This window comes from Streptomyces sp. NPDC006332 (assembly GCF_040612855.1).
GTDB lineage: Bacteria > Actinomycetota > Actinomycetes > Streptomycetales > Streptomycetaceae > Streptomyces.
Genome location: NZ_JBEXRA010000102.1, coordinates 1 through 15,840, shown reverse-complemented (window position 1 = coordinate 15,840; position 15,840 = coordinate 1). Strand labels below are relative to the sequence as shown.

The window sequence follows — 15,840 nt, the reverse complement described above, 5'->3', positions numbered from 1 at the left end:
CGCGCAAGCGGATCACGTCCGGCAACCTCGCCGAGCTGATCGACCAGCAGCACGTCGTGGGCGTCACCACCAACCCGTCGATCTTCCAGAAGGCGATCTCCGAGGGCGACGGTTACGACCAGCAGCTCTCCGACCTCGCCTTCCGCAAGGTCAGCGTCGAAGAGGCCATCCGCATGATCACGACGGCGGACGTCCGCGACGCCGCCGACATCCTGCGCCCGGTCTTCGACGCCACCGGCGGCCAGGACGGCCGGGTCTCGATCGAGGTCGACCCGCGTCTGGCCCACAACGTCAAGGCGACGGTCGCCGAGGCCAAGCAGCTCGCCTGGCTGGTGGACCGCCCCAACACGCTCATCAAGATCCCGGCCACCGAGGCGGGCATCCCGGCGATCACCGAGGTCATCGGCCTCGGGATCAGCGTCAACGTCACGCTGATCTTCTCGCTGGAGCGCTACCGCCTGGTGATGGACGCGTACCTCGCCGGCCTGGAGAAGGCCAAGGAGCGCGGCCTGGACCTCACGAAGATCCACTCCGTGGCGTCCTTCTTCGTGTCCCGGGTGGACACCGAGATCGACAAGCGGATCGACGCGCTCGGCACGCCCGAGGCCAAGGCCGCCCGCGGCAAGGCCGGTGTCGCCAACGCCCGTCTCGCCTACCAGGCGTACGAAGAGGTCTTCTCCTCGGACCGCTGGAGCGCGCTGGAGAACGCCGGCGCCAACAAGCAGCGTCCGCTGTGGGCATCGACCGGCGTCAAGGACAAGGCGTACAAGGACACCCTGTACGTCGACGAGCTGGTCGCGCCGAACACGGTGAACACCATGCCGGAGGCGACCCTGTTCGCCACCGAGGACCACGGTCAGATCCGCGGTGACGCGGTCTCCGGCACGTACGAGCAGGCCCGCGCCGACCTCGACGCGGTCGAGAAGCTCGGGATCTCGTACGACGAGGTCGTCCAGCTCCTGGAGGAGGAGGGCGTCGAGAAGTTCGAGGCGTCCTGGAACGATCTGCTCAAGTCGACCGAGGCGGAGCTCCAGCGCCTCGCTCCTTCGGAGGGCTGAACCCTTGGCTCGTATTTCCGGTCACGGAGCGAACCCGCTCCGTGACCCCGCCGACCGACGGCTCCCGCGTATCGCGGGGCCGTCGGGCCTGGTCATCTTCGGCGTCACGGGCGATTTGTCACGAAAGAAGCTCATGCCCGCCGTGTACGACCTCGCGAACCGGGGGCTGCTGCCGCCGGGTTTCTCGCTGATCGGGTTCGCCCGGCGTGAGTGGGCGCACGAGGACTTCGCACAGGAGGTCCACGACGCCGTCAAGGAGCACGCCCGTACGCCGTTCCGTGAGGAGGTCTGGCAGCAGCTCATCCAGGGGATGCGCTTCGTCCAGGGCACCTTCGACGACGACGACGCGTTCGAGCGGCTTCGCGGCACCATCGAGGAGCTGGACAAGGCACAGGGCACGGGCGGCAACTTCGCCTTCTACCTGTCCGTGCCGCCGCGCTCCTTCCCCGTGGTCATCCAGCAGCTGAAGAAGCACGGGCTGGCCGACCAGGAGGGCGGGTCCTGGCGGCGCGCGGTCATCGAGAAGCCCTTCGGCCACGACCTGAAGTCGGCCGAGGAGCTCAACAAGGTCGTGCACGAGGTGTTCGCCCCGGACCAGGTCTTCCGTATCGACCACTACCTGGGCAAGGAGACCGTCCAGAACATCCTGGCGCTGCGCTTCGCCAACACGATGTTCGAGCCGATCTGGAACCGGTCCTTCGTGGACCACGTGCAGATCACCATGGCCGAGGACATCGGCATCGGCGGCCGGGCCGGTTACTACGACGGCATCGGCGCCGCCCGAGACGTCATCCAGAACCACCTGCTCCAGCTGCTGGCCCTCACGGCGATGGAGGAACCGTCGTCCTTCGACGCGGACGCCCTCGCCGCCGAGAAGACCAAGGTGCTCGGCGCGGTGAGACTGCCGAAGGACCTCGGCGTGGACACCGTGCGCGGGCAGTACGCCGGCGGATGGCAGGGCGGCGAGAAGGTCATCGGCTACCTCGAAGAGGACGGCATCGACCACAAGTCGAAGACCGACACCTACGCGGCGATCAAGGTGGAGATCGACAACCGCCGCTGGGCGGGCATCCCCTTCTACCTGCGCACCGGCAAGCGGCTGGGCCGCCGGGTCACCGAGATCGCGGTCGTCTTCCAGCGGGCCCCGCACTCCCCCTTCGACCACACGGCGACGGAGGAGCTGGGCAAGAACGCGATCGTCATCCGCGTCCAGCCCGACGAGGGAGTCACGGTCCGCTTCGGCTCCAAGGTGCCGGGCACCTCGATGGAGATCCGGGACGTGTCCATGGACTTCGCCTACGGCGAGTCGTTCACGGAGTCCAGCCCGGAGGCCTACGAGCGGCTGATCCTCGACGTGCTGCTCGGGGACTCGAACCTCTTCCCGCGCACCGAGGAGGTCGAGCTGTCCTGGAAGATCCTCGACCCGATCGAGCAGTACTGGGACAAGAACGGCAAGCCCGCCCAGTACCCGGCGGGCACCTGGGGCCCGGTCGAGGCGGACCACATGCTCGAGCGAGACGGACGGAGCTGGCGCCGCCCATGAAGATAGACCTCACCGACACCACGGCCGGCAAGGTCAACAAGGCACTGGTGCAGGGCCGGCGGGCCATCGGCACCCCGGCCGTCGGCATGGTGCTCACGCTGGTCATCGTCACGGACGAGGAGAACGCGTACGACGCCTTGAAGGCCGCAAACGACGCCTCGCACGAGCACCCCTCGCGCACGCTCGTGGTCATCAAGCGCGTCTCGCGTTCGCCCCGCGACCGGACCCAGTCGCGGCTGGACGCCGAGGTACGGCTGGGCGCGGACGCGGGTTCCGGCGAGACGGTCGTCCTGCGGCTGTACGGCGATGTCGCCCACCACGCCCAGTCGGTCGTCCTGCCGCTGCTGCTGCCGGACGCCCCGGTGGTGGTCTGGTGGCCGGTGAACGCGCCCCTGGACCCGGCGCAGGACCCGCTGGGCGCCCTCGCCCAGCGCCGGGTCACCGACACCTACGCGTCCGAGCAGCCGGTACGGGAACTCGGTGCCCGCGCGGACGCCTACACCCCCGGCGACACGGATCTGTCGTGGACCCGGATCACGCCCTGGCGTTCCATGCTGGCGGCCGCTCTCGACCAGGTGACCTGCGAGGTCGCGGCCGTCGAGGTGGAGGGCGAGGAGTTCAACCCGAGCTGTGAGCTGCTGGCGATGTGGCTCGCGGACCGGCTGGACGTCCCGGTGAAGCGTTCCCTGTCGTCGGGCCCCGGTCTGACGGCGGTCCGGATGAGCACCGACTGCGGCCCGATCGTCCTCGACCGCGCCGACGGTTCCCTCGCCACCCTCTCCATCGAGGGCCAGCCCGATCGTGCGGTGGCGCTCAAGCGCCGCGACACGGCGGAGCTGATCGCGGAGGAGCTGCGGCGGCTGGACCCGGACGACACGTACGCGTCCGCGCTGCGGTTCGGGGTGGAGCGGCTGAGCACCTCGAACGGGTCACGCGGAAAGGGCGCCGAGGTGCCCTCCGCGGAGCAGAACGCCGACCCGGAACAGAATCCCGGCGCGGAGCAGAACGCCGACGCGGAGGGACCGTTGGCCAAAGGAGAAGGGGCCGGCGCGGTCCCTACTCCCCTCGAAGCGGCTGCGAAAGCACCCGCGGCAGCGGCGACGCAGGAGGCCCCGGTGAGGAAGGCGGCGGCGAAGTGAGCACTCCGCAGCTGGTCGTGCATCACGACAAGGAGCTGATGGCCCAGGCCGCCGCGGCCCGCCTGATCACGAAGGTCGTGGACGCGCAGGCCTCGCGCGGTACGGCGTCCGTGGTCCTCACGGGCGGCCGCAACGGCAACGGTCTGCTGGCCGCCCTGGCCGCGGCGCCCGCCCGGGACGCCGTCGACTGGGGCCGCCTGGACCTGTGGTGGGGCGACGAGCGGTTCCTGCCCGAGGGCGACCCGGACCGCAATGTCACGCAGGCCCGCGAGGCGCTGCTGGACGCGGTGCCGCTGGACCCGAAGCGCGTGCACGCCATGCCCGCGTCGGACGGACCGTACGGGACGGACGCGGACGCGGCGGCCGCGGGCTACGCCGAGGAGCTGGCCCGTGCGGCGGGTCCGGAGAACCATGGCGCGGTGCCGACGTTCGACGTCCTGATGCTGGGCGTGGGACCGGACACCCATGTGGCGTCCCTGTTCCCGGAACTGCCCGCCGTCCGGGAGACCGAACGCACGGTGGTCGGCGTCCACGGCGCTCCGAAGCCCCCGCCGACCCGGGTGACCCTCACGCTTCCGGCGATCCGGGCCGCCCGCGAGGTCTGGCTGCTGGCAGCCGGCGAGGACAAGGCCGAGGCGGTGGCGATCGGCCTCTCGGGCGCCGGCGAGATCCAGGCGCCGGTGGCGGGTGCGCAGGGCAGGCAGCGCACCCTGTGGCTGCTGGACTCGGCGGCAGCCTCGCAGCTGCCGCGGTCGCTGTACCCTCCGGCGTTGTCGTGAGCTGAGGGCGGCGAGGCTCTTCGCCCCGCCGCCCTCACCCGCGCGGGCTCTTCGCCCCGCCGCCCGACCGCGCGGGTCGGCCGCCTACTTCACCGACCCCGCCATCACGCCCTGCACGAAGTGCCGCTGGAACGCGAAGAACACCACCACCGGCACCACCAGGGACAGGAACGCCCCCGGCGCCAGCACGTCGATGTTGCTGCCGAACTGCCGTATCTGGGACTGGAGTTCCACGGTCAGCGGCTGCGCGGAGCCGTCCGCGAACAGCAGCGCCACCAGCATGTCGTTCCACACCCACAGGAACTGGAAGATGGCGAGGCTGGCGATCGCCGGCCGGCCCACCGGCAGGACCAGGCGGGTGAAGATCCGCCACTCGCTGCCGCCGTCCATCCGGGCCGCCTCCAGCATCTCCTTCGGCATCTCGGCGAAGTAGTTGCGCAACAGGAACACCGCGAACGGCAGCCCGTACGCCACGTGGAACAGCACCACACCCGGAATCGTCCCGAACAGGCCCAACTGCCCGAAGAGTTTGGCGACCGGCAGCAGCCCGATCTGCACCGGCACCACCAGCAGCGCCACCACCAGCAGGAAGACGGTCTCCCGGCCGGGGAAGTCGAGCCAGGCGAAGGCGTATCCGGCGAGCGCCGCCAGGGCCACCACCAGGACGGTCGTCGGCACCGATATCAGCACCGTGTTCCAGAACGCCTGGGTCATCCCTGAGTTCTTCAGCAGCGCCGAGTAGTTGTCGAAGGACAGCTGCCCGGGGCTGGTGAACACGGTCCACCAGCCGCCCTGCGCCGTGTCCTGGGCGGAGCGCAGCGAGGAGAGGAACAGCCCGGCGAGCGGCGTCACCCAGACCAGGCCGATCACCACGAGGAAGGCCTGCACGGCACCGTTGCCCAGGCCGCGCCGTATCGCGTTCATCGCTGACTCCTTCGGAAACGACGGACGTTGAAGACCATGGCCGGGACCACCAGGAGCAGGAGCAGAACCCCGAGGGCGCTGCCCAGTCCCTGGTTGTTGCCGCCGCCGAACGACACCAGCCACATCTGCGTGGCGAGCACGGTCGCGTCCTCCTGCACCGGCCCGGGCGCGATGATGTAGACGAGGTCGAAGACCTTCATCACGTTGATCACGAGGGTCACGAAGACCACGGTGAGCACGGGTGCCAGCAGCGGCACCGTGATCCGCCGGAAGATCTGCCACTCGTTCGCCCCGTCCATCCGCGCCGCCTCCAGCGCGTCCCGTGGCAGCGCCGCGAGCCCGGCGCCGATCAGCACCATCGCGAAGCCGGTCCAGATCCACAGGTACGCCCCGATGATCGCCGGCGTGACCAGCGTCGGCCCGAGCCAGGAGACCCCTCCGTAGGGCTGGGCGAAGTTGGAGGCGGGCAGCTTCACCGTGTACGAGCCGGAGTCGAGGCCGGTGAAGTCGAAGGAGCCGTCGGACGCCGTCGTCGTACTGGCGACCGTCTTCCCGTCGGCGCCGACCGCCTCGACCTCGGTCTCGGGCAGCCCGCTCTCCCGCCGGTCGACCTTGCCCTGCTCCCCTCCGCCACCGGGTGTGAAGTCGAGGTAGACCACCCCGCGCAGCTCGTCCGCAGCGGCCTTGCGGGCGGCGGCCGGGTATGCGGGCTCGGCCCCCGCGGGCAGTTCCTTCGGCGGGACGCCGACCAGGCCGAGGGTCACGGAGTCCCCCGGGGAGACGGTGGCGGTCGTCCGGTACGAGCCGTCCGGCTCCCCCTTCAGTCCCTGGCCGTCGCGGGCCCGGGCCGTCGGGTACGGCGAGGTGCCGGTGAAGGCGTCGTGCACCGAGACGACGGCCGCGTTCAGCACGCCCTTGTTCGGGTCCTCGTCGTAGGCCAGCCGGAAGATGATGCCGGCGGCGAGGAAGGACACCGCCATCGGCATGAAAAGGAGCAGCTTGAAGGCGGTCGCCCAGCGGACCTTCTCCACCAGCACGGCGAGGATCAGGCCGAGGCCGGTCAGCAGGGCGGGCGCCACCACCACCCAGATCGCCGTGTTCCGGACGGCTTTGACGGTCGCCGGGTCACGGAACATCTCGCTGTAGTTATCGCCGCCCACGAAACGGGTGCCGGACGCGTCGAAGAAGCTGCGGCCGATCGAGAACAGCACCGGATAGACGACGAGCGCGCCGAGCAGCAGCAGGGCGGGGAAGGCGAACAGGACGGCGATGATCCGTCCGCGCCGCCGGGTGCGCCGGGCGCGGAAGGCGGGAGAGGCGGGCCCGGTGCCCGCCTCTTTCACAAGGGTCGCGGTCATGGCCGGTCAGCCCTTGTACGCCTTGGCGGCCGCGGCTTCCAGCTGCGCCGCGGTCCCCTTCGGGTCGGACGGGTCGCGCAGGAAGTCCTGCAGCAGCTTCCACTCACCGGCGCCCTTGGTACCGCCGAAGGCGGCCGGGGCCTGGTCGGACATGTCGAAGCGGACCGAATCCCCGGCCCCGACCAGGGACTTGGCGGTGGCGCGGGTGACGTCGTCGCCGTACGAGGCGAGGTCGAGCTTCTTGTTCGGGGACAGGAACCCGCCCGCCTTCGCCCACACGGCCGCGGCCTCGGGGGTGGCCAAGTACTCCAGGAGTTGCATGCCGGCCTTGGCGTTCTTGCCGTCCTTCAGCACCACGGCCGCGTCACCGCCGCTGACCACCGGGGCCTTGCCGCCGTCGACCGCCGGGAAGGGGAAGAAGTTCGCGTCCTGCCCGATCGCCTTGCCGAACTGGTCCTTGGCGACGCCGGCGACGAAGTCGCCCTCGTAGACCATGCCGGCCTCGGGCTTCGGCCCGAACACCTTCTCCACCGAGCCCGGGAAGTCGGTGTTGAGTGCCCCCTTCTGCCCGCCCGCCATCAGCTGCTTGTCCTTGAAGAGCTTGCCGAGCGTGCCGAGCGCCTTGACCACCGACGCGTCGGTCCACTTCAGCTTGTGGGCGGCGAGGGCGTCGTACTTCTCGGGTCCGGCCTGGGAGAGGTAGATGTTCTCGAACCAGTCGGTGAGGGTCCAGCCGTCCTGACCGGCCACCGAGAACGCGGCGAGACCGGAGTCGGAGACGGTGCGCCCGGCCTTCAGCATCGCGTCGTAGGTGGTCGGCGGCTTGACCCCGGCCTGGTCGAGGGCGTCGGGGCTGTACCAGACCGTCGACTTGTGGGCGGCCTTGAAGTAGAGGCCGTAGAGGGCGCCGTCGACGCTGCCGTACTTCTTCCAGACGGGCGCGTACCCCGCGTCCACGGACTGCTCGGTGGCCTTGGACAGCGGCTTGAGCCAGCCCTGCTTCGCGAACTGCTGCAGGACGCCGACCTGCGGGACCATCACCACGTCGGGCGCGTTGCCGCCCTCGATCTTGCTGCCGACGACGGTGGAGACGTTGTCGCCGGTGGACACGAACTGTGTCGTGGCGCCGGTCTTCTCACCGAAGGCGTCCAGCACCTTCTGGAAGTTCTTCTGCTCGCTGCCGGACCAGACACCGGCCACGGTGACCGTCTGACCGCTGAGCGCCTTGTCGCCGCCGGCGGCGGAGACCGGGCCGCCGCCCGAGCAGGCGGTCGCGCCGAGCGCCAGGGCGAGGGCGGTGCAGCTCGTGAGCAGGGTCGTGCGTCGTCGCATCATCGTTGATGTCCCTTCGAGGGGTGGGAAGTTGACGGCTGATCAGGGGATCGGGAGAAGCGGGAGAAGAAGGTCAGAGGGGGTCGCTGATCCACCAGGCGGCCGTCGAACCGGGGAGCACCCCGGCCGGGCAGGGGCCGCTGGACAGCAGCGGGGTGCCGGAGACCGGTGCGGGCGTCGGTGCCGTACCGAAGTTGACGGCGCAGACGAAGCCGTCACCGTCGTCGCCGCGGGCGAAGGCGAGGACGCCGGGCGGGGTGTCCAGCCAGCGCAGCGGCCCTTCACCCAACTGGGGCAGCGCGGCGCGCAGTTGCAGGCCGTCGCGGTACAGGTGCCAGAACGAACGGGTGTCGGCGAGGGCCCGGTCGGTGGCGTGGTCGGCGAAGTACTCCGGCTGCGGCAGCCACGGCTTGGCGCCCTCCGTCCCGGAGGTGAAACCGAACGGGGACACCTGCCCGGACCACGGCAGCGGCACCCGGCAGCCGTCGCGGATCCGGGCGCGGCTTCCGGTCCGGCGGAAGATCGGGTCGGTGAGCACGTCGTCGGGCAGGTCGACGACCTCCGGCAGGCCCAGTTCCTCGCCCTGGTAGATGTACGCGGCTCCGGGCAGCGCCAGCATCAGCAGCGCGGCGGCGCGGGCGCGGGCGGCACCGAGGCCGCTGCCCTCGGTCGTGAATTCGCCGTAGCGGGTGACGGTGCGGACCTGGTCGTGGTTGTTGAGGACCCAGGTGACCGTGGACCCGGTCCCGGCGATGTCCTGCATGGCCTCGGAGATGACCTTGCGGAAGGCGTCGGGGTTCCAGGGTGCGCCGAGCAGGTCGAAGAAGAAGGCCTGGTGGAGTTCGTCCGGGCGGACGTACTGGGCGTGTTCACGCGCGGTGGGAACGGACACCTCACCGACCAGGAGCCGCTCGCGGCCGTCGCGTGCCGTGTACTCCTCGCACACCGCGCGCCAGTGCCGCCAGACCTCGTGCACCTCGGGCTGGTTCCAGGCGAGCGGGTTGACGGAGTCCCGGGTGCGGGCGTCCGCCTCCGGGTCCGGGGAGTCGGGCAGGTCAGGGTGCTTGAAGAGCCCGGCGGCCACGTCGATACGGAAACCGTCGACGCCCCGGTCGAGCCAGAAGCGCAGTGTCCGGTCGAACTCGTCGGCGACCTCGGGGTCGCGCCAGTTCCAGTCCGGCTGGTCGGAGGTGAACATGTGCAGGTACCACTGGCCGGGGCGGCCGTCGGCCTCGGTGACCCGGGTCCAGGCGGGGCCGCCGAACATGGCGTGCCAGTTGTTGGGCGGTTCGGCACCGTCCGGGCCGCGGCCGTCGGCGAAGTGGAAACGGGCCCGGGCCGCGCTGCCCGCGGTGGCGGCGAGCGCCTCCTGGAACCACGGGTGCTCGCTGGAGCAGTGGTTCGGGACGATGTCGAGCAGCACCTTGATGCCGAGCCGCCGGCCGGCCGCCATGAGCAGGTCGAACTCGGCGAGGTCACCGAAGGTCGGGTCCACGTCGCGGTAGTCGGCCACGTCGTAACCGTGGTCGTGCTGCGGCGAGGGGTAGAAGGGGCTCAGCCAGATCCCGTCGACGCCCAGCTTCTTCAGGTACGGCAGTCCGGCCCTGACCCCGGCGAGATCGCCGATGCCGTCGCCGGTGCTGTCCAGGAAGCTGCGGACGTACACCTGGTAGATCACTGCGTCGCGCCACCAGCGGCGGTACTTGCTCGACATGCATGCATGTTAGGTAGGTGTGTCGTGAGGGTGTCAATGAAAAGAACAGGCCTCCTGCCGAGTTGGCACGACAAACCCGGCGTTAAAGGGGCATTTCTCAGTCAGATGAGATATCCGCGTTACCTAACAGGTAACTAGCGACTGGAGATGGCCGCGAGTTCCCGGGCCAGCCGTCGCACGGCCGCCTCGGGCGTCTCGCGCCCTGTCATCGCGTCCTGCACCACCGCCTGCACCACCAGACTGACCTGGTCGTAGCGGGGGCTCTTGGGCCGCGGGGCGGCCCGGACGACGCTCGCGCGCAGGGTCGGCAGGTACGGGAACTCCCGCACCAGCGCGGGATCTTCGTACAGCGCGGCACGTACCGGCGGCAGCGCGCCGCGCGTGAGGACCTGCCGCTGGACGGGCTCGCTGGTGAGGTACGTGATCAGCCGCGCGGCCGAGTCGGGATGCCGCGCGTGCGTGCTGACGGCCAGGTTGGAGCCACCGAGGACGCTCCTGCCCGGCCCGTCGGGCCCGGGCAGCGGCACGGCGCCGATCTTCCCGGCGACCTTCGACCCCCTGGCTGAGGCAGCGACGTACGCGTACGGCCAGTTACGCAGGAAGAGCAACCGCCCGTCCTCGAAGGCCTGCTTCGACTCCTCCTCCTTGTACGTCAGCGCCCGCTTCGGGATCCAGCCCTCCCGCACACCCCGGGCGAGGAAGCCGATGCCCTCGCGGGCGGCGGCGGAGTTCACGGTGACGCGTTCGCCCTCGTCGCCGAGGATCGTGCCGCCCGCCGAGTAGACGGCCTCGGCCGCGTTGACGGTGAGCCCCTCGTACGGCAGGAACTGGCCGGCGTAGCCGTCGAGTCCGTATTTCGGGGCGATGGTCTTCGCGTCCCGTTCCAGTTCGGCCCAGGTGCGCGGCGGCCCGACGCCCTCCTTGGCGAGGACGTCCTTGCGGTAGAGGAGCAGTCCGGCGTTGGTGACGTACGGGACGGCGTACAGACGGTCCTCGTAGGTCGCCGTGTCGACGACCGGCTTCAGGAAGGTCTTCAGCGGGAAGCGGTCGCGGGGCAGCGGCCGTATCCAGCCCGCCGCCGCGAACTCCGAGGTCCAGTTGACGTCGATGTTGAGGACGTCGAACCGGCTGCGGTCACCGTCGCGCAGGTCGGTGGCCATCTGCGCGTGGGTCTCGTCGGCGGAGTCCGGGAGTTCGACGAGGGTGACCCTCTCGCCGGGGTGGGTGCGGTTCCAGCCCTCCAGCAGGGGGCCGAGATAGCCGGTGAGGTCTCCGGCGGTGGCCACGGTGAGCGGCCCACGGCCACCCGCGGTCCCGTCCTCGGCGTGCGCGCCGGAGGTGACGTATCCGGTCAGGACCACCGCGAGAACGAGAAGGCCCCTACCGGCGGCGTGAATCCACCGCATAGGTTCCTCCCTGTACACCTGACACCTGGCATCTGACACCTGCCGCGGGGCGCAGGGCGCCTCGCGCGAGTCAGACGCCATGTATACCTGTTAGGTATGGGCGATACTAGGGCCCGGAGCACATTACGCGACGGAGAGGACAGCACGAGTGCGCCTGCCCCTGCTGGCTCTCCTCGCGCGCGGACCGGCCCACGGCTACGAGCTCAAGCACGACCTTGAGCAACTGCTGGGCTCCGCGTACCCTCAGCCGAACGTCGGCCAGATCTACGTCACCCTCGGCCGCCTCGAGAAGACAGGACTGATCGAGGGCGAAGAGGTCGAGCAGTCGAGCCGGCCCAACAAGAAGATCTACCACCTCACCGACGCCGGGCGGGAAGAGCTGCGCGCCTGGTACGAGGAGACCGCCGACGAGCCGCGGGTGCGCGACGAGTTCTTCATGAAGCTGGCCCTCGCCCCGCAGACCGGTCTCGCCGACCAGATCGCCCTCATCAACAAGCAGCGGCGCCAGTACCTCAACACCATGCGTGACCTGTCGAAACTGGCCGCCGCCGAGAACCGGGACAACCGCATCGCCCAGCTGCTGATCGAGGGCGCGATGCTGCACCTGCAGGCCGACCTCGACTGGCTGGAGCGGTGCCAGGAAGAACTGGAAGAGCTGGAGGAGCTGGAGTGAACGACAGCCCCGCTCCCGTGCTGCGCGCCGAGGGCCTGGTCAAGACGCACCACGGCGAGGGCGCCCCGGCGCATGCCGTGCGCGGGGTCGATCTGCGTGTACGGCAGGGCGAGTTCGTGGCGATCACCGGGCCGTCCGGCGCCGGCAAGTCCACGCTGCTGCACCTGCTGGGCGGCCTGCAACGACCCGACGGCGGCAGCATCTGGCTGGACGGCGAGCGCTCCGACACGTGGGGCGAGGCACGCTGGGCCGTGGAGCGCAGGAAGCGCATCGGGATCGTGTTCCAGTTCTTCAACCTGGTCTCCGATCTCTCGGTCGCCGACAACGTGGAACTGCCGGCCCTGCTCGCCGGGGCGTCCCCGAAGCGGGCACGCGCCGAGCGGGAGGGCCTGCTGGCCGAGCTGGGCCTGACGGGCAAGGAGAAGAGCATGCCCGGCGAGCTGTCCGGCGGTGAGCAGCAGCGGGTCGCGCTCGCCCGGGCCCTGGTCAACCATCCGCCGCTGCTGCTGGCCGACGAGCCCGCGGGCAGCCTGGACAGCAAGGGCACCCGCGAGGTGACCCGGCTGCTGTCCCGCTTCCACCAGCGCGGCCAGACGATCGTGCTGGTCACCCATGACGCGCGGCTGGCGAGCGCCGCGGACCGGGTGATCAGCTTCTTCGACGGACGGATAGCCGACGACGCGGAACTCCACGGCACGCCGTCGCGCGGCACCGGCATATCCGGCGTGCTGGAACTCAAGGAGTGACAGGCGGGTGACGGGCTGACATGCGGGTGTACGACGGTGAGTTCACGATCCACGACCGTGCCTTCGTGATGCGCGACGGCGCCTTGCCGGCGTACGACGGTGCCTTCGCGATGAGCGGGACGAGGGACTGAGCCCGTGCGAGCCACCCTGCGCTGGGCGCACTCCGATCTGCGCACCCACCGCGGCGAGGCCCTGTTCCTCGTCCTCGCCACCGCCGGCATCGTCGTCTCGCTGCTGCTGGCCACGGCCCTTTTCGGGTACGCCACCAATCCCTGGCAGCGGGTCTTCACCCAGGCGCACGGCGCTCATGTGTGGCTGCACACCGGCCCGTCGGCGGATGTACGCAAGGCGGCGGAGCTGGACGGCGTCGCATCGGTCTCCGGCCCCTACCCGACCGAGTCCACCACCCTCGCCTCACGCGGCGCCCGCGCCTCCGTCGAACTGCGCGGCACCTCGGGGCGGCCCACCGTCGGCCGCCCGCTGGTCACCTCCGGCCACTGGCTGGACGCCGGCACCCCGAACGGCGTCGTCCTGGAGAGCCGTCTGGCCCGCGCCCTGCTGGCCGAGCCTGGCGACAGCCTCAGCGTGCCCGGCACCGAGCGGAGACTGACCGTCCTCGGCATCGCCGACAGCGCCGAACCCCGCTACCGGCCGGGCGAGCAGCCGGGGCTCGTCTGGGCGCTCCCGTCCGCCGTGCGCGACCCCGGCGGCCAGGTCATCGGGCTGCGTCTGTCGGAGCCCGGCGACACGGACTACATCGTCCAGCGCGCCGTCACGGTACTCGGCTCCGGTGCCGTCAGCGAGGTCTCCACCTGGCAGCAGGCCCGTGCCGAGGCGCAGGGCGACAGCCGCCTGCTGGGGCAGGTGCTGGGACTGTTCGGCCTCGGTGCGCTGGTCGCCGCCGGGCTCGCGGTGCACGGGGCGATCGCCACCCGCATCCGGGGCCATCTGCGGGACATCTCGGTGCTGAAGGCGATCGGCTTCACGCCGGGCCAGGTGGTTCGCGTCTTCCTGTTCCAGCACGTCGCCTACGCGCTGCTCGGCGCGGTGGCCGCGGCGGCGCTCACCCAGGCGCTGGGCAGCCGCCTCCCCGGCCGTCTCGGGGACGCGGTCGGCGTGTGGCAGGGGCTGCCCGGGCATCCGGTGGCGCTGTTCGTGGTGCCGGTGGCGGCGGTGCTGCTGATCGGCGCGACCACCGGTCTCGCCGCCTGGCGGGCCGGGCGGGTGCCTCCGGTCCCGGTGCCACGGCCCGCGGCACCGGCCGGCGGGCGGCTCTCGTCCGTGGCGCGCCGGGCGCTCGGGCTGCGGCTGCCGCCCGCGCTGGTCCTCGGCTGGCACAAGGCGTTCGCGAGGCGTCCGCGGTCGCTGGCCACGGTGGCCCGGCTCGCGTTGCCGCTGCTGCTGATCGTGGTCGCGATGAGCGCCTGGACCACCATCGACCGCTTCCACAACAGGCCCGAGCAGATCGGGGTCCCGGCCGCGCTCACCGCCCGCACGGACTCCGGTCTCGGCGAGCGGGCCACCCGTACCCTGCTGGAGCGGGATCCGGGCGTCGCCGCCGTCTACCCGGGCGTGGAGGTGGCGGCCCTGGTACCGGGCCAGACGGCCACCATCGCGCTGCGTGGCCTCGGCAGCCCCCGGGAGCCGTACCCGTACGCCCTGGCCGAGGGCCGCGCCGCGCGAGGTCCCGACGAGGCGGTGGCCGGGCAGGGGCTGCTGGACCTGCTCGATGTGCGGGTGGGCGACTGGGTGCGGATGACGGTGGGCGACCGGCCGCAGATCCTGCACATCGTGGGCCGCAGCATCGAACCGGAGAACGCCGGCCGGGTCATCTCCACCTCCCTGGACACCCTCCGTGAGAACGACCCGGGCCTCGGTCCCACCTTCTACCAGCTCCGCCTGCACCCCGGCACGGACCCGCAGGTGGTCGCCAGTCGGCTGTCCGCCGCCGGGCGCGGTCACCTCGACGTGCACGCCGTGTCGAATCCGGCCGACGGACTCTCGCCGCTGCGCGGGGTCGTGGTGGGCCTGATCGCCGTCCTCGCTCTCATCGGGCTGATCGAACTGCTGACCGCGATCGGCGGCACCGTGCGTGAGGGCGAGCGGGATCTGCTGGCGCTCAAGGCCATCGGCCTGTCACCACGGCAGATCACCGCGGTCACCGTCACCGCCACCGGCTGTACGGCGCTGGCCGCGGTCCTCATCGGTACGGTCCTGGGCGCCCCGCTCGCCCACTGGCTGATCGACGCCCAGGGCAGGTCCAGCGGGATCGGCGCCGGGATCGCTCAGGCGCCGTCCCCTGTCCTGCTGGCGCTGTTCGGAGCGGCCGCGGTACTGGGGGCGGTCGCGCTCGCCGCGCTGCCGGCCTCTCGGGCGGCACGGCGTCGGCTCGCGGACACGCTGAGCGCGGTGGCCTGAGCGCCGCCCCCGCGGGTAAGGCGGGGGCGGCACGTACGGGAGGGGTGGCCTCCCCGCTCAGTCCCGGCCGCGCAGCTCCCGGTATGCGGCGACCAGGGCCTTGGTGGAATCGTCCAGGCCGGGTACGTCGGTGCCTTGGGTGAGGGCGGGTTCGACGCGCTTGGCGAGGACCTTGCCGAGTTCGACGCCCCACTGGTCGAAGGAGTCGATGTTCCACACCGCGCCCTGCACGAACACCTTGTGCTCGTACAGCGCGATGAGCTGGCCCAGCACCGACGGCGTGAGTTCCCCGGCCAGGATGGTGGTGGTGGGGTGGTTGCCCTGGAACGTCTTGTGCGCCACCAGTTCCTCCGGCACACCCTCCGCGCGGACCTCGTCGGGGGTCTTGCCGAACGCCAGCGCCTGCGTCTGGGCGAAGAAGTTCGCCATCAGCAGGTCGTGCTGCGCCCGCAGCCCCTCGCTGAGTTCCTCGACGGGGCGGGCGAAGCCGATGAAGTCCGCCGGGATCAGCTTGGTGCCCTGGTGGATCAGCTGGTAGTAGGCGTGCTGCCCGTTGGTGCCGGGCGTGCCCCACACCACCGGCCCGGTCTCCCACTCGACCCGGCGGCCCTCCCGGTCCACCGACTTGCCGTTGGACTCCATGTCCAGCTGCTGCAGATACGCCGTGAACTTCGACAGATAGTGGCTGTAGGGCAGCACCGCGTGCGACTGCGCGTCATGGAAGTTGCCGTACCAGACACCCAGCAGACC

12 protein-coding genes and 1 pseudogene are annotated in these 15,840 nt (G+C 70.9%); 7 read left to right on the top strand and 6 right to left on the bottom strand.

The annotated features are described in order from the left end of the window. From tal to pgl, 4 genes are all read left to right on the top strand, one after another. Window positions 1-1,058 (top strand): transaldolase (gene tal / locus ABZ027_RS42025; protein WP_356778183.1); only part of this gene is annotated, 1,058 nt, incomplete at its 5' end. A gap of 13 nt (window positions 1,059-1,071) precedes the next feature. After that, window positions 1,072-2,601 (top strand): glucose-6-phosphate dehydrogenase, encoded by a 1,530-nt coding sequence (gene zwf, locus ABZ027_RS42020; protein WP_356778185.1) that lies wholly within the window; start codon window positions 1,072-1,074, stop codon window positions 2,599-2,601. Continuing rightward, window positions 2,598-3,740 carry a glucose-6-phosphate dehydrogenase assembly protein OpcA gene (gene opcA / locus ABZ027_RS42015; RefSeq protein ID WP_356778181.1) on the top strand — a complete coding sequence of 381 codons (1,143 nt, stop codon included), beginning with the start codon at window positions 2,598-2,600 and terminating at the stop codon, window positions 3,738-3,740. The genes zwf and opcA overlap by 4 nt, the downstream gene beginning before the upstream one ends. Beyond that, window positions 3,737-4,519, top strand: a complete 783-nt coding sequence (gene pgl / locus ABZ027_RS42010) for a 6-phosphogluconolactonase (RefSeq protein ID WP_356778179.1) — start codon at window positions 3,737-3,739, stop codon at window positions 4,517-4,519. The genes opcA and pgl overlap by 4 nt, the downstream gene beginning before the upstream one ends. Before the next feature lie 84 nt (window positions 4,520-4,603). Here pgl and ABZ027_RS42005 read toward each other — a convergent pair whose 3' ends face one another. The 5 genes from ABZ027_RS42005 to ABZ027_RS41985 form a co-directional block, all read right to left on the bottom strand. Further along, window positions 4,604-5,443 carry a carbohydrate ABC transporter permease gene (locus ABZ027_RS42005; protein WP_356778177.1) on the bottom strand — a complete coding sequence of 280 codons (840 nt, stop codon included), beginning with the start codon at window positions 5,441-5,443 and terminating at the stop codon, window positions 4,604-4,606. Next, window positions 5,440-6,801 carry an ABC transporter permease subunit gene (locus tag ABZ027_RS42000; RefSeq protein WP_356778176.1) on the bottom strand — a complete coding sequence of 454 codons (1,362 nt, stop codon included), beginning with the start codon at window positions 6,799-6,801 and terminating at the stop codon, window positions 5,440-5,442. Before ABZ027_RS42000 ends, ABZ027_RS42005 begins: the two co-directional genes overlap by 4 nt. Window positions 6,802-6,807: 6 nt before the next feature. After that, on the bottom strand, window positions 6,808-8,136 hold the full coding sequence (locus tag ABZ027_RS41995) for an ABC transporter substrate-binding protein (protein WP_356778174.1): 1,329 nt from the start codon (window positions 8,134-8,136) through the stop codon (window positions 6,808-6,810). Between the two features lie 70 nt (window positions 8,137-8,206). Next, window positions 8,207-9,847: a glycoside hydrolase family 13 protein gene (locus tag ABZ027_RS41990; RefSeq protein ID WP_356778172.1), complete on the bottom strand. Its 1,641-nt coding sequence runs from the start codon at window positions 9,845-9,847 to the stop codon at window positions 8,207-8,209. 134 nt (window positions 9,848-9,981) lie between these two features. After that, window positions 9,982-11,253: an ABC transporter substrate-binding protein gene (locus ABZ027_RS41985; protein WP_356778170.1), complete on the bottom strand. Its 1,272-nt coding sequence runs from the start codon at window positions 11,251-11,253 to the stop codon at window positions 9,982-9,984. Between the two features lie 148 nt (window positions 11,254-11,401). On the opposite strand from ABZ027_RS41985, the gene ABZ027_RS41980 reads away from it, so the two are divergent. From ABZ027_RS41980 to ABZ027_RS41970, 3 genes are all read left to right on the top strand, one after another. Next, complete coding sequence (locus ABZ027_RS41980) at window positions 11,402-11,926, top strand: PadR family transcriptional regulator (RefSeq protein ID WP_356778168.1); 525 nt, start codon at window positions 11,402-11,404, stop codon at window positions 11,924-11,926. After that, window positions 11,923-12,672: an ABC transporter ATP-binding protein gene (locus ABZ027_RS41975; protein WP_356778166.1), complete on the top strand. Its 750-nt coding sequence runs from the start codon at window positions 11,923-11,925 to the stop codon at window positions 12,670-12,672. Before ABZ027_RS41980 ends, ABZ027_RS41975 begins: the two co-directional genes overlap by 4 nt. 135 nt (window positions 12,673-12,807) lie before the next feature. Next, window positions 12,808-15,090, top strand: coding sequence for an FtsX-like permease family protein (locus tag ABZ027_RS41970; RefSeq protein WP_356778164.1), 2,283 nt, complete (start codon window positions 12,808-12,810; stop codon window positions 15,088-15,090). Between the two features lie 57 nt (window positions 15,091-15,147). On the opposite strand, the pseudogene ABZ027_RS41965 reads toward ABZ027_RS41970, so the two are convergent. Next, window positions 15,148-15,840 (bottom strand): annotated as a pseudogene (locus ABZ027_RS41965) (glucose-6-phosphate isomerase); the annotation flags it as partial.

Coding starts and splice junctions, on each gene's coding strand:
- opcA (WP_356778181.1), top strand. CDS start 2,598: ATGAAGATAGACCTCACCGACACCACGGCCGGCAAGGTCAACAAGGCA.
- ABZ027_RS42005 (WP_356778177.1), bottom strand. CDS start 5,443: ATGAACGCGATACGGCGCGGCCTGGGCAACGGTGCCGTGCAGGCCTTC.
- ABZ027_RS42000 (WP_356778176.1), bottom strand. CDS start 6,801: ATGACCGCGACCCTTGTGAAAGAGGCGGGCACCGGGCCCGCCTCTCCC.
- ABZ027_RS41995 (WP_356778174.1), bottom strand. CDS start 8,136: ATGATGCGACGACGCACGACCCTGCTCACGAGCTGCACCGCCCTCGCC.
- ABZ027_RS41990 (WP_356778172.1), bottom strand. CDS start 9,847: ATGTCGAGCAAGTACCGCCGCTGGTGGCGCGACGCAGTGATCTACCAG.
- ABZ027_RS41985 (WP_356778170.1), bottom strand. CDS start 11,253: ATGCGGTGGATTCACGCCGCCGGTAGGGGCCTTCTCGTTCTCGCGGTG.